Genomic DNA, 13,319 nt, shown 5'->3' with positions numbered 1-13,319 from the left:
GGGTTCAGCCGAAGATCGCTAAAAGATCGACATGCCCGACCCGGACCGCCGGCAGGTCACCCAGACGGGCGGCCAGATAATCCTCGCCGAGGCCCGGATCCTGCTCCCGGGCGGCGCCGGCCCAGCCGCGCAGCCACTCCGCGGTCAGCTCCGGCCGCCCGGGGCCCAGCTGCCACGGGCTCGGCCTGGTCAGCACGGTTGCGCCGGCCTTCTCGAAGGCCTGGGCGGCGTACGCCGGCGCGTCCGGCCCGAGCAGCCGGCGGCCGCCCTCGACCCGGCGCTGGTGCTCGTTGAACGCGGCCTCGACCCGCGGGTCCTCGGGGTGGGCGGGGTCCAGCGTCACTTCCCCGGCCACGGAAAGCGTGAAGAGCGCCGCGACGCCCGCCGTGGCGCAGGCGGCCACCAGCGAGTCGATCTCGGCCTCGGTGAGCAGGTCGAGCAGCGCCGAACAGGTCACCAGGTCGGTGCCGTCGAGATCCTCCGCCGTGAGAGCCGTCACATCGCCGAGCGCACCCTCCACGGTGACGCCGGGCACCCGAAGGTGCGCCGTCGCGTAATGCAGCAGCTTGGGATCCCGGTCGGCCAGGATCCAGTGCTGCGGGGTGGGCAGCTGCGGGGCGAGCCAGCGACCCAGCGAGCCCGTGCCGCAGCCGAGGTCGCGGATCACGTGGATCTCGGCGGGGAGGCGTTCGACCAGCTCGGCCGAGCGGGCGGCGGCGTCGGCCGGTTCACGCAGTCCCAGCCAGGACTCGCTGAACTCACCGGTCATGCGGAATCTCCTTCGATCGGGCGGGCGGCGCGGGCGGTGGGCGGCGCCGGGGTCGGGACGGCGCCGGGGTGGCCGGCGCGGTCGAGGATCTCGGTGATGCGCTGGGCCGTTCCGGCCCAGGTGGGCAGGGTCTGGCGGCGCTGCCGGGCGGCGGCGCGCAGGGAGGCGCGCAGCGGGGCGCGGGTGAGCCAGCCGCGCAGGGCGGCGGCCAGAGCCGGGCGGTCGTCGGGCGGCACCAGGATGCCGGGCCGGCCGGCGGGCGTGGTCCCGAGCGCCTCGGGCACGCCACCCACCGCCGTGGCCAGCACCGGGAGGCCCCGGGCCAGGGCCTCGGTGACCACCATGCCGTACGTCTCGTTGCGCGACGGCAGCACGAAGAGGTCGGCCTGGGCGTACGCGGCGTCGAGGTCGGCGCCGGCCAGCGGGCCGGTGAAGGTGATCCGGCCGCTGAGGTAGGGGACCGGGTTGATCAGGGCGCCGGCGAACACACATTTCCAGTTCAGGCCGGGCAGGTCGTTCTCCAGGGCGCCGACGAGCAGGTCCTGGCCCTTGCGGGGGGAGACGGAGGCGACGCAGAGCAGGCGGTGGCCGTCGGAGTGCGGTTCGGCCAGGGGAGCGGGGTCCACTCCGGGCGCGGCGACCTCGACCCGTGGCAGGTCGTGCATGGCCGCGAGGTGCGCGGCGGCGGCGTCGCTGGTGGCGATGACCGTGGTGGCCAGGTGCAGGGCGGCCCGTTCCTTGGCCCGCAGGCCGGCCGCCTCGGTGGGGGAGAGGCCGGTCTCGTCGCTGAGCGGCAGGTGGACGAGCACGGTCAGCCGCAGGCGCTGGGCATGCGGGGCGAGCAGCTCGGGCACGCCACAGCCGACCAGGCCGTCGACCAGCACCAGGGCGCCGTCGGGGATGTCGGCCAGCGCCCACTGCAGGGCGCGCCGGGACGCGGGGCCGGGCGACGGCCAGGTGCCGCCGATCGCCAGCTCGTGCACGTCGCGCTCGAGGCGGCAGAGCACCGCCCGGTCGTAGCGGTTGCCCCCGCTCGGCGCCGCCGGGTCGTCGATCCCGCCCGGCAGCACCGCCCAGAGTGGTGAGCTCACAGATCGCGCTCGTACGAGGCCCAAGCGATGTGCGACTCGTGAAGTGTGACCGAGATGCCGGTCAGCCCGGCCGCGCCGGGGCCGAGGTCGCCCGCGGCGGCCTTGTCGGCCAGGCGGTCGGCGATCACCTTGGCCAGGAACTCGGTCGACGTGTTGACGCCCTTGAAGGCGGGGTCGTCGTCGAGGTTCTGGTAGCTGAGGCCGCCGCAGATCGCGTGCAGTTCCTCGCTCGCCCGGCCGATGTCGACGACGATGTTGTCGTCGTCCAGCTCGGGCCGGCGGAACGTGGCGTCCACCACGAAGGTCGCGCCGTGCAGTTTCTGGGCCGGTCCGAAGACCTCGCCCGAGAAGCTGTGGGCGATCATGATGTGGTCGCGGACGGTGACGCTGAACAAGATCAGCTCCTTCTCAGTAGTCGATCACGTGACAGAGAGCGGGAAGGCTGCCGTCGGCCAGGCGCGGCAGGACCGCGGGCAGCTCGGCGAACGGGGACCGTCCGCTGATCAGCGCCTCGAACCGGTCGTCGCGCAGCAGGTCGAGCGAGAGGGCGAGCCGGTCGGCGTAGGACCGGCGGTGATCGGGCCGGATGCCGCCCACCTGGCTGCCGCGCACGGTCAGCCGGCGGGAGTGGAAGAACTCACCCAGGGGCACCTCGACCTGCTTGTCGCCGTACCAGCTCAGCTCCACGACCGTGCCCTCCGGGGCGAGCAGCTCCAGCGAGCGCTTCAGCCCGGCCGCGCTGGCGCTGGCGTGGATCACCAGGTCGCAGTCGCCCCGGGCCTCGTCCGGACGGGCGAAGGGCACGCCCAGCCGCGCGGCGAGCTCGGCGCGTCCCGGATCGATGTCCACGAGCTGCAGACGTACCCCCGGAAAGCGCGACAGAATCGCCGCGGCCGAGCCACCGACCATGCCCGCGCCGATCACGGCGATGCGGTCGCCGATCAGCGGGGCCGCGTCCCAGAGGGCGTTGACCGCGGTCTCGACGGTGCCGGCCAGCACGGCGCGATGAGCCGGCACGTCATCCGGCACGACGGTGACCGACGACACCGGCACGACGAAGCGGGTCTGGTGCGGGAAGAGGCTGAAGACCGTGCGGCCGGCCAGCTCGGCCGGGCCCTGCTCCACGACGCCGACGTTGAGATATCCGTACTTCACGGGGGCCGGGAAGTCGCCCTCCTGGAACGGCGCGCGCATCGCCGGCCACTGGCTCTCGGGGACCCGGCCGGAGAACACCAGGGTCTCGGTTCCCCTGCTCACGCCCGTGTGAAGAGTGCGGATCAGGACCTCGTCCGGGCCCGGCGCGCGTAGCGTCTCGGTGCGGATCTCGCCCCGGCCGGCCTCGGCGAGCCAGAACGCCTCGGCGTCACCCGACATCGGTCGTTCCCTTCGGCCACTGAACCGTTCGCCGGTTCCGCTCGTGTAAAGCGCTGACGACGGCAACCATACGCGGCGGCCGATCTTGTGAACGGGAGGAGCCACGGTGACCCTCAGTACCGCGGACACGACGGCGGGCCCCTCGCGCGGGCCGGTTCTCGGCCTCGCCGCCCAGCTCGCGCTGCTCGCCCTGCTGGGCAGCACGCTCGGGCTCACCACCGGCGGTCTGATCGCCGGCGCGATGTACGGCCTGGCGCTGTGCGGACTGCTCGGGGCCGGTCTCGGCCGGGCCGGCATGACACAGCTCGGCGCCGCCAACACAGTCACCCTCAGTCGCGCGATCCTGGTCGGCGGGGTGACGGCGATGGTGGTGACTTCCTTCACTCAGCCGGTCAGCATCCCGATGCTGGTGACCATCGCCGGGGTGGCGCTCGCCCTGGACGGCGTGGACGGGCAGGTGGCCCGGCGCACCAACACGACCACGGCGCTCGGCGCGCGGTTCGACATGGAGGTCGACGCCTTCCTGATCCTGGTGCTCAGCGTCTACGCCGGCGACCGCTACGGCTGGTGGTGGGTGGCGATCGGCGCCTTCCGGTACGCGTTCGTGGCTGCCGCCTGGGCATGGCCGTGGCTCAACGCCGCCCTGCCGCCGCGGTTCTCCCGCAAGGTCGTGGCGGCCGTCCAGGGCGTCGCGCTGGCGCTGGTCACCGCCGGCTTCCTGCCCGCCTTCGCGGCGATCGCCGTGCTGGCCGCCGCGCTGGGCTCGCTGACCTGGTCGTTCGGGCTGGACGTGCGCTGGCTCCACCGGGCCATGCGGGTCCGCGAGGCCGCCCGCACCCGGTGGTCGGCACGGCCGGCCGCCCGCCGGCCCGCTCTGGCTCACTGAGCTGGATTTCCGGCGTTGGGCCGTCATGGCGACGGGCGAGCTGCCAGGCTGGAACGTATGTCTGATGTTGCCGACAAGACCGTGCACGAGCGGTGGGTGGAAGCGCTGACCCGGGCCGGGGTCCCGCTCGACAAGGTGGCCGAGGCGCTCAAGGACGTCACCGAGCAGGAGGCCGCGGCCCTCAAGAAAGACGTCGAGCGCCTTGTGAGCTAGGACCCGCGGGGAACGCCGACGGGTGCAGGACCGCGGCGATCGTCTCGACGCCGTCGACCAGGCGGGGGCCGGGGCGGACGATCAGGCTGTCGCCGTCGAGGGCCCAGACCTGCGCGCCCGGGAAGTGCGGCACGACGGAAGCGGCCTGGGCCGCGGCGCCGTCGAGGTGGAAGCCGCACGGGGTGACCAGCACGATGTCGGGATCCGGGGCGGCCAGGTCGGCGTAGGTGACCTGCACCGATCGCTGCCCGCCGCGGGCCGCCACCGGGACGCCGCCCGCGGCCGTTACCAGGTCGGGGACCCAGTGGCCGGCGGTGAAGGGCGGATCGACCCACTCGACGACGGCCACCTTCGGCCGGGGTCGGCCCCCGACCGCGGCCGCGACCGCCGCCAGGCGGTTCCGCAGGCCGGCGACCAGCGTCTCGGCCCGGTCCGGCACACCCGCGGCGGCGCCCACCTCGAGGATGGTGCCGAAGACCTCGTCGAGCGAGTACGGGTCGAGCGAGAGCACGTCGGCGCGGCACCCCAGGTGGTCCAGCGCGTCGTTCACGTGGCCGGACGGCAGGGCGCAGACGCGGCACAGGTCCTGCGTCAGGATCAGCTCGGGCGACAGGGCGGCCAAGGCGCCCGCGTGCAGGGTGTAGAGGTCCTCGCCGTTCCTCATCCGGGTCTGGACGTAGTCGTCGATCTCGGCCGGGGTCATGCCGCGGGTGTCCCGGCCGCCGACCACCACGGTCTTCTCGACGCGGGCGGCCGGCGGCTCGTCACATTCGAAGGTCACCCCGACCAGGTCGCCGCCCAGCCCGAGGGCGTAGACGATCTCGGTCGCGGACGGGAGCAGCGAGACGAGGCGCATGGCCCCATCATGCGGCAGGCGCCCGGGCCTTGGACAAAGGCCCGGGCGCGTACGGGTCAGGAGCGGACGAAGACCGGCATCGTGGCCAGCGTGGTGGTGACCTGCTGGGTGGTGCCGCCGCGGTAGACCTTGCCGGTGAAGTAGTCCTTCCAGTTGTCGCCCGGCGGGAACCAGACCGTCGTGGTGGCGGTCTCGCCCGGGGTGGTGACCGGGGCGACCAGGAACTTGTCGCCGTAGAGGTACTGCGAGCCCGCCGTGGCGTACGCCTCCTGCTGGCCGGGGTAGGCCAGGTACATCGGGCGGACGATCGGGGTGCCGGTGCGGGTCGCCTGCTGCGCCGTCGCGTACGTGTAGTCCTGCAGCTTCTCGCGCAGCTGGAGGAACTTCTTGGCCGACGCGTTGGCCACCGGGCCGTACTGCCAGGGCAGCCGGTCGCTGTGGTTGGAGTGCAGGCGGTCGATCGGCTGGAACGTGCCGAGCTGCACCCAGCGGGCGTAGAGGTCGTCCGGCAGCTTCGTGCTGTCCGGCTCCGCACCCTTCTCGGTGGACAGGCCGCCGGTGTGGCCGCCGATGTCGTGGCTGACCGCGGCCAGGCCGGTCGCGGCCGACTCGCCCGGGGTGTAGCCGACCTGGGCCTGCAGCGTCTCCCAGGTGGACACCGAGTCGCCGGTGAAGTGCAGCGTGGTGCGCTTGTCGGCCCAGGGGCCGGTCGGCACCGCGGTCGGGTTGCCGTAGCCGCCGGCCTGCAGCGAGCCGTAGGCCCGGGAGAACGCGAAGCCGTCCAGGTCGGCGTACTGCTGGTTGATCCAGGCGTCACCGGTCACGCCGGGCAGCGAGGACGTCGAGGCGTCGCAGCACCAGTCCATCCACCAGAAGTCCGGGTCGGCCAGCCCCTTGTGCAGGTCCAGGTACGCCTTGAGCTGGTCCGGGTCGCCGAAATCGAACGTGTAGCAGTCGGCGCCGCTGTTGCAGCCGGTCTTCTTCAGCTTGCCCTTCGCCGTGGCCTGGGCCTGGGCGAACTTCGGATCGGAGCCGAGGATGCTCGGGTGGATGTTCAGGCTGGTCTTGATGCCCTGCTTCTTGAGCCAGGTCTGGAACGCCTTGTAGTCCGGGAACCGGGTGGTGTCGAAGTTCCAGCCGTTCCACCGGTCCGGCGACTTGAAGTCGGTGTCCACCACCAGCACGTCGAGCGGCACGTTCTCCGACTTGAACCGCTTGACGATGTCCTGGAACTCGGCCGCCGTGCGGTCGTAGTACTCGGAGTACCAGACGCCGTACGCCCACTTCGGCAGCAGCTTGGTCGGGCCGGTCAGCTTCGACAGCTCGTTGAGGCCGCGCGTGTAGTCCTGGCCGTACGCGAAGACGTACCCGTCCTGGGCCTGGCCCGACCGCTGCGTGACCTTGCCGGTCCGGGGGTTGTAGAGGGCCGAGGCGGAGTCGTCGAGCAGCGACCAGCCGTCCTGGTAGAGCAGGCCGGGCTCGGTGAGCGCGGCGCCGTTGACGCCGTCGAGGCCGCGGCGGTAACCACCGAGCGCGGCGTGCGGGGCGAGCAGCGGCGTACCCGCCTTGACCAGCGCGATCGTGTCCACGTTGACGTTGCAGCTGGCGGCGGTCGGGCAGCCCAGGGTGACCGTGTTGGTGCCCTTGTCGAGCGCGATCGGCGCCTCCACTGTGCGCCAGTAGTCCCAGCTCGAGGTGGCCGGCAGCGTCACTGTGGCGCCGTTGACGGTCATCGTGCGGGTCTGCACCGGCTGGGCGCCGGCCTTGCCGTTGGCGTAGCGGACCTGCACCCGGTACGTGCCCTTGGCCGGCACGCCGGTCACGGTCAGCGCGGCCGAGGCGCTGGTGCTCTCCAGGCCGGCCACGAAGCCGTCACCGGCGTATCCGTTGTGGTCGGACGCCGTGCGGGCGCCCCCGGCGAGCGTGCCCTGGTCGGCCTCGCAGACCGAGCCGAACGCGCACGGCTGCGGCTGGGCCGGCGCCGGCGCCGGGTAGGCGTCGCCGGGGTGGACCAGCGCCAGGCTGTCGATGTTGACGTTGCCGGTGTCGGTCGCGCCCTTGACCACGCTGATCTGGTGGGTGCCCGCGGCCAGCTGCAGCGGCACGGTGGCCACGCCCCAGGTGTCCCAGTTGGCGGTGGGCGGCAGCGACAAGGTCTGGGTGGCGCCGTCGACCGCCACGGTCAGCGTGCGGGTGACGTTCTGGCCGTCGCCGCCGGTGCTGTTGGCGTAGCGCACGGCGAGCTGCAGGCTGCCGGAGGCGGTGCTGGTGAAGACGATCGCGTCGCCGGGCCCGGTGAACCCGGCCGTGAAGCCCTTCCCGGTGTAGTCACGGTGGTCGGTGGCGACACCCGGGCCGCGCACGTCGAGCGCCTCGGCCTCACAGAGCTGCCCCACCGCACAATTGGGCGGGTAGTGCCCGGCCCACGGGCCGGCCTGCACGGTCTGCCGGCCGGCGCGCAGTTTGATGTCCAGGTTGTCGGCGGTGAACGAACCCGAGCCGACCTTGTACCGCAGCGTCAGGGCGCCGGTGTCGATGACCAGCCAGCCCTTGTCCGTACGCTTCGTGAAGCGCACCGGCGCGAACGAATCGCGCCCGATCACGTTGAACGTGGCCGCGTCGGTGAGGGTCCCGTACTCGGTCCGGATCAAGGTGGGGGAGAGCACCTCGAAGCGGGCCTGGCCGGAGACCACCGTGGAGCTCGGGCCGCCATGGCCGTGGGTGGCATATGCCGGGGACGAGGCGGCCAGCGCGAGGCCGGCCGTCAGGATGGCGACGGTGGCGGCCGCTTGGCCCCGTCGCGAGGTGGGTCGATCGAACACGCGCACTCCTAGCCGCGGTTTTACAACGATGGAACAAGCGCTGACAACGCTGTCATCGACCCGAAACAAAGTCAATGGCGAGTTCGATCTTGATTAATCCGGATCCTCCTTGACGCGGGCCACCAGCTGGGTCGGGTTGACGAAACGCAGGGCGATCACCAGCAGGACCAGCATGGAGGCGGTGTAGATGACGGCCATGGCGTCGACCGACTGCTGGGCGCGGATGCCGGCGGCCGACATGGAGTAGTAGAGGGCGACGACCAGGGTCTGCGAGTCGGGGCCGGCGGTGAGGAAGGTCAGCTCGAACATACCGACCGTACGGACCAGGACCAGGATGGAGGCGGCCAGGATGCCGGGGACCAGCAGCGGGGCCAGGATGCGGCCGAAGACCTGCCAGGTGCGGGCGCCGCACATGCGGGCGGCCCGCTCCACGGCCGGGTCGATCTGCTCGATGAACGGGGTCATGGTCAGGATGACGAACGGGATCGACGGGACGAGGTTGGCCAGCACCACGCCGGCCAGGTGACCGGCCAGGCCGTACTTGTAGAGCACGGTGGCCAGCGGGATCCCGTACGTGATGGGTGGCATCAGGATCGGGAGCAGGAACAGCAGATAGACCAGGCGGCGGCCGGGGAAGGAGCGACGGGCCAGGATGTACGAGGCCGGGACGCCGACCAGCACCGAGATGCCCACCACGAGGATCGCCACCTCGAGCGTGACCACGAGGATCTGGAACAGGCCGAACTCGTTCCAGGCCGACGCGTACCACTGGGTGGTCCAGCCCTGCGGCAGCCAGGTGTCGAACCAGCGCTCACCGAACGAGTTGACGACCACCGAGAAGATGACGCCGGCCAGGTTGACGAAGAAGAACACCACCGCGCCCCAGACCAGCCAGGCGCCCGGGGACGCGGCGATCTTCCTCTTCGGCGCGACGACTGGTTTCTCCAGGACGGCGGTCATCCCTTGCCTCCCGTGGATCCGGTGTAGAGCAGCGAACGCAGGCCGAGGACGACGGCCACCACCAGCAGCTCGACCAGGCCCATGATCACGGCGATGGCGCTGCCGAGCGGATAGTCGTAGACCTCGTACGCCGCGTGATAGGCGGCGATCGAGATGACGCGCGTGCTCCCGGCCGGATCACCGACCAGGACGGCGGACGGGAAGACGCTGAACGCCAGCACGAAGGTCAGGCAGAACGTGGTGGCCAGGCCGGGCGCCAGCAGCGGCAGCGTGATCCGGTGGAACCGCTGCCACCAGCCCGCGCCCAGGGTGGCCGCGGCCCGGTCGAGCGTCGGGTCGATGCCGGACAGGTACGACAGGATCAGCAGGAAGGCGAACGGGAACCCGGTGATGACCAGCGAGAAGAACACGCCCCAGTAATTGTTGGTGAGCCGCACGGGCGCGTCGGTCAGCCCGATCGACATCAGCGCGCGGTTGAACCAGCCGGCCGGCCCCAGATAGTTGAGCAGGCCTTCGGCCGTCAGCACCGTGCCCAGCGTGATCGGCACGACCAGCACCATGGTCAGCAGGCGCTTCCCGCGGAAACGGCCCCTCATGCGGTACGCGATCGGGACCGAGGCGGCCACGTTCAGGATCGCCGCGGGCAGCGCCAGCCCGAGCGTGGTCGCGATCGTGTCGCGCTGGTAGGCGTCGGTGAAGAACGCGCGGTAGGCGCCCAGGACGCCGCCTTCGGCCGGCTGGAAGGACAGGCCGATGCCGTACGCGAACGGGTAGACGAACAGAGCAAGTACGCAGACGAGCGCCGGGACCAGGAGCAGCAGTTGCCGGTCGATGCCGCGCTCGGCCAGCCGGTGCCGCAGCGCCACCCGCGTCATCGGGCGCCGCCGGGAAAGATCAGGACGCGATCGGGGGCGGCCGTCACCGTGATCCGGTCGCCCGGCGTGGGCCGTTCCGACGCGCGCAGATGCAGGGCGACACCTTCTTCCGTACGAGCCTCGACCGCGACCTCGCGGCCCTGGTATTCCACGACCTCGACCGTGACCGGAACCCCGTGCGGCCCCGCCCGCAGGTCTTCCGGGCGGATCCCGGCCACCACGTCGTCGCCGGGGGCGAGCGGGCCGGCCGCGGTGCCGTCGAGCGTCATCCCGGAGCCGTCGACGGCCACCGTGTCGCCGTGGACCGCCTTCACCTTCATCGGCAGCAGGTTGCGGTAGCCCATGAAGTCGGCCACGTGCGCGTTGGCCGGGCGGTTGTGCAGCTCCTCGGGCGTGCCGATCTGCTCGACCCGGCCGTCGCGCAGCACGACCAGGCGGTCGGCCAGCGACAGCGCCTCCTCCTGGTCATGCGTCACGTAGACCGTGGTCAGCCCGAGCGACTGGTGCAGCCGCCGGATCTCCGTCCGCATCTCCAGGCGCAGCTTGGCGTCCAGGTTGGACAGGGGCTCGTCCATCAGCACGAGCGACGGCTCCAGGACCACGGCGCGGGCGATGGCCACCCGCTGCTGCTGGCCGCCGGAGAGCTGGCCGGGCAGCTTGCGGGCGTGCTCCTCCAGGCGGACGAGCCGGATCGCCTCGTCGGTGCGGCGCCGTACCTCCTCGCGCGCAAGCCGGCGCATCTGAAGGCCGAACGAGATGTTCTTCCGTACCGACAGGTGTGGAAAAAGGGCGTAGCTCTGGAACACCATGCCGAAACCGCGGCGCTCCGGTGGCAACGTGTCGAGCCGGGCCCCGTCCTGCCAGATGCTGCCCTCCGACAGCGGCAGCAGACCGGCCAGGCAGTTCAGCGCCGTCGACTTACCGCAGCCGGACGGGCCCAGCAGGGCGATGAACTCGCCCCGCCGGATCGTCAGGCTCAGCCCGGCGAGGGCGTCCTTGCCGCCGAAGCGCCGGCGCACCCCGTCCAGGCGCAGCTCCTGGAAGTCGCTCACTTCTTCACCTTCGCGCCGCCGATCTCGCGGTCCCACTTGTCGAACGCGGCGACCAGGGCCTTGGCGTCCAGCGGCACCTCGAGCGGGTTGTCGGCGATCAGCGCCTCGTACTCGGGGCGGCCGTACTCCTCGATGGCCTGTTTGCTCTCGGCCGGCGCCATGTCCAGGGTCACGTCCTTGACGGCCGGGCCGGGGTAGAAGTAGCCCTTGTCGTACGCCTTGGCCTGTTGCTGCGGCGTCAGCATGTCCTGCAGCAGGTTGAGGATCGCGGCCTGCTTACCGGTCGGCACGCCCTTGGGGATCACCGCGTAGTGGGCGTCGGTCACCCAGTGGAAGCCTTCCAGCGTCTGGATCGTCGCCTCCTTGGGGACGGTGCCCAGCACCCGCGGGTTGATGTCCCAGCCGGTGGTGGACGCGATGATCTTCGCCGAGCCGTTGGCCAGGTTCTTCATCGTCTCGCTGGTGCTCGACGGGTAGAGCGTGACGTACTTGTTCAGCTCGGCCAGGTACTGCCAGGTCTTGGCCCAGCCGTTCACCGGGTCCTTCGGGTCGCTGTCGCCGAGCAGGTAGGGCAGGCCCATCAGCAGCGTGCGGCCCGGGCCGGAGTTGGACGGACGGGCGTACTGAACTGCCCCGGGGTTGGCCTTGGCGTACGCGAGCAGCTCCTGGGCGGTCTTCGGCGGCGCCGGGACCTTGGCCGGCAGGTACTCGATCAGTGGGCCGGACGGGTAGTAGGTGACGGTCACGCCGTAGTCGCCGGCCAGCTTCTGCATGGCGGCGGCGCCCTCGGAGTACGTGCTCATGCCGGTCAGGCGGCTCTTGGTGTCGGCCAGCGACGTCCACAGGCCCTGCTCGATCCCGGCGGCCAGGCCGTCCACGCCGGTCAGCACCAGGTCGATGTCGACCCGGCCGGCGTTCTGCTGCGCCTTGACCTTGCCGACCAGCTCGGGCGCGGTGGCCTTGGAGTAGGTGACCTTGCTGATCTGGCCGTTGTTCTTCGCGACGAACTCGTCGATCATCCCCTGGGTCAGCTGCAGGTTGCCGGCCACGTCGAGGATGTTGAGGGTGACCGCGCTGTCGGGCTTGTCGGGAACGGGGCCGGAGGCGCTGCCGCCGCCGTCCGGGCTGTCGGGGGCGCCGCACGCGGTGGCCAGCAGGGCCGTTGCTGCGACCACGGTGATCAACTTTCGGGACATGTCGGACCCTTCTGCTTCAACGGGCGGGGCCGGTGGAGCCGCGCACCATCAGTTGGGTGGGTAACTCACGTCGTTCTCGCTGCTGCTGCTTGATCAGGAGATCCACGCCGGCGTGGCCGGCCTGTTCCTTGGGGAGCGCGACGGTGGTCAGGGCGGGATGGACCATCGCGGCCAGCGGGATGTCGTCGAAACCGAGCACGCTGATGTCGCCCGGCACAGCCACGCCGCGGGCCGCGAACCGGTGCAGCAGGCCGAGCGCGACCAGGTCGTTGTAGGCGATGACGGCGGTCACCCGCTCGGCCAGCACCCGGTCGGCCACCGAGACGCCGCCCTCGAACTGCGGCACCACGTTGCCGGTCTCGACCAGCTCGAGCTTCTGTTGCTTGGCCACCGTGCGCAGAGAGCGCATACGCTCGCGGTTGGCCCATGAAGAGCGAGGCCCGGCGACGTACGCGACACGGCGGTGCCCGAGCGCGACCAGATGACTCACGGCCTGGCGCATGCCGTCCAGGAACTCGGCGGTGACGGAGGAAACGCCCGGGATGCGGCGGTAAAGCAGCACGGTCGGCACCTCGGCCGCCAGCGCCCGCAGCTCGGCCTCGGCCATCCGCGGCGAACAGAGCAGCACGCCGTCGACCTGCTTGGCCAGCTTGCGGACCAGCCCCGCCTCGGCCGCCGGATCCTCATCGGTGTCGGCCAGGAAAACGGCGTGATCGGCCTCGTGGGCGCGGGCCTGCACACCCTTGACGATGCTGGGGAAGAACGGATTGCCGAGATCGGGCACCAGCAGGCCCAAGTTGCCGGTACGCCCGGTGATCAGGCCCCGGGCCGCACGGTTGGGGTGATAGCCGAGGCCGGCCGCGATCTGCTGAACCCGGTCGCGGGTCTCCGGATGGACCACCTCGGGCTTGGACAGCGCACGGGTGACGGTGGCGGCCGAGACGCCGGCCGCGCGGGCGACGTCCTTGATGGTCACTGCCATGCCGGCCTCCGCGGGTTCCGGCCCAGCCTGCAATCCGTTTCAAACAGATGTCAATGCATCGACCATGATCTCTTTCCTGGTGCTTGAAAACCTTTACAGATCATGAACAGCGCCGGCGGTGTGCTGGTTCTCGCCCGGGCCCAGCGACCGGTCGGCTCGGGCCTGGCGGGCGGTCGGCTCGGGCCTGGCGGGCGGTCGGCTCGGGCCTGGCGGGCGGTCGGCTCGGGCCTGGCGGGCGGTCGG

General features: G+C 71.5%; 13 protein-coding genes. 2 read left to right on the top strand and 11 right to left on the bottom strand.

Annotated elements, in window-relative coordinates:
• Nucleotides 1-4 precede the first annotated feature (4 nt).
• From AB0J66_RS05860 to AB0J66_RS05845, 4 genes are read right to left on the bottom strand one after another with little or no spacing between them, the layout of a single operon-like run.
• Nucleotides 5-769, bottom strand: a complete 765-nt coding sequence (locus AB0J66_RS05860; protein WP_364656061.1) for a class I SAM-dependent methyltransferase — start codon at nucleotides 767-769, stop codon at nucleotides 5-7.
• A complete protein-coding gene (locus AB0J66_RS05855) occupies nucleotides 766-1,860 on the bottom strand; it encodes a glycosyltransferase family 4 protein (protein WP_364656059.1) in 1,095 nt (364 codons plus the stop codon). The genes AB0J66_RS05860 and AB0J66_RS05855 overlap by 4 nt, the downstream gene beginning before the upstream one ends.
• A complete protein-coding gene (locus AB0J66_RS05850) occupies nucleotides 1,857-2,255 on the bottom strand; it encodes a 6-carboxytetrahydropterin synthase (RefSeq protein WP_360255651.1) in 399 nt (132 codons plus the stop codon). Before AB0J66_RS05850 ends, AB0J66_RS05855 begins: the two co-directional genes overlap by 4 nt.
• Nucleotides 2,256-2,268: 13 nt before the next feature.
• Nucleotides 2,269-3,234: a zinc-binding alcohol dehydrogenase gene (locus AB0J66_RS05845; protein WP_364656057.1), complete on the bottom strand. Its 966-nt coding sequence runs from the start codon at nucleotides 3,232-3,234 to the stop codon at nucleotides 2,269-2,271.
• A gap of 106 nt (nucleotides 3,235-3,340) precedes the next feature.
• Between AB0J66_RS05845 and AB0J66_RS05840 the strand changes: the two genes are divergently transcribed.
• A complete protein-coding gene (locus tag AB0J66_RS05840; RefSeq protein WP_364656055.1) occupies nucleotides 3,341-4,120 on the top strand; it encodes a CDP-alcohol phosphatidyltransferase family protein in 780 nt (259 codons plus the stop codon).
• Between the two features lie 57 nt (nucleotides 4,121-4,177).
• Nucleotides 4,178-4,333, top strand: a complete 156-nt coding sequence (locus AB0J66_RS05835) for a hypothetical protein (protein WP_364656054.1) — start codon at nucleotides 4,178-4,180, stop codon at nucleotides 4,331-4,333.
• Here the strand turns inward: AB0J66_RS05835 and AB0J66_RS05830 are convergent.
• The 7 genes from AB0J66_RS05830 to AB0J66_RS05800 form a co-directional block, all read right to left on the bottom strand.
• A complete protein-coding gene (locus AB0J66_RS05830; protein WP_364656052.1) occupies nucleotides 4,302-5,189 on the bottom strand; it encodes an ABC transporter substrate-binding protein in 888 nt (295 codons plus the stop codon). The genes AB0J66_RS05835 and AB0J66_RS05830 overlap by 32 nt on opposite strands.
• 56 nt (nucleotides 5,190-5,245) lie before the next feature.
• Nucleotides 5,246-8,011 carry a TIM-barrel domain-containing protein gene (locus tag AB0J66_RS05825; protein ID WP_364656051.1) on the bottom strand — a complete coding sequence of 922 codons (2,766 nt, stop codon included), beginning with the start codon at nucleotides 8,009-8,011 and terminating at the stop codon, nucleotides 5,246-5,248.
• A 93-nt stretch (nucleotides 8,012-8,104) separates the two neighbouring features.
• Nucleotides 8,105-8,971 (bottom strand): ABC transporter permease, encoded by an 867-nt coding sequence (locus AB0J66_RS05820; RefSeq protein ID WP_364656049.1) that lies wholly within the window; start codon nucleotides 8,969-8,971, stop codon nucleotides 8,105-8,107.
• Nucleotides 8,968-9,846 carry an ABC transporter permease subunit gene (locus tag AB0J66_RS05815; RefSeq protein ID WP_364656048.1) on the bottom strand — a complete coding sequence of 293 codons (879 nt, stop codon included), beginning with the start codon at nucleotides 9,844-9,846 and terminating at the stop codon, nucleotides 8,968-8,970. The genes AB0J66_RS05820 and AB0J66_RS05815 overlap by 4 nt, the downstream gene beginning before the upstream one ends.
• The gene (locus tag AB0J66_RS05810; RefSeq protein WP_364656047.1) at nucleotides 9,843-10,898 is read right to left on the bottom strand and encodes an ABC transporter ATP-binding protein; all 1,056 of its coding nucleotides are present in this window, start codon (nucleotides 10,896-10,898) and stop codon (nucleotides 9,843-9,845) included. Before AB0J66_RS05810 ends, AB0J66_RS05815 begins: the two co-directional genes overlap by 4 nt.
• The gene (locus AB0J66_RS05805; RefSeq protein ID WP_364656046.1) at nucleotides 10,895-12,094 is read right to left on the bottom strand and encodes an extracellular solute-binding protein; all 1,200 of its coding nucleotides are present in this window, start codon (nucleotides 12,092-12,094) and stop codon (nucleotides 10,895-10,897) included. Before AB0J66_RS05805 ends, AB0J66_RS05810 begins: the two co-directional genes overlap by 4 nt.
• 16 nt (nucleotides 12,095-12,110) lie before the next feature.
• A complete protein-coding gene (locus AB0J66_RS05800) occupies nucleotides 12,111-13,076 on the bottom strand; it encodes a LacI family DNA-binding transcriptional regulator (protein WP_364656044.1) in 966 nt (321 codons plus the stop codon).
• Nucleotides 13,077-13,319 lie beyond the last annotated feature (243 nt).

Source organism: Actinoplanes sp. NPDC049598 (assembly GCF_040675435.1).
Classification (GTDB): Bacteria; Actinomycetota; Actinomycetes; order Mycobacteriales; family Micromonosporaceae; genus Actinoplanes.
This window is presented reverse-complemented; position numbering and strand designations above follow the sequence as displayed.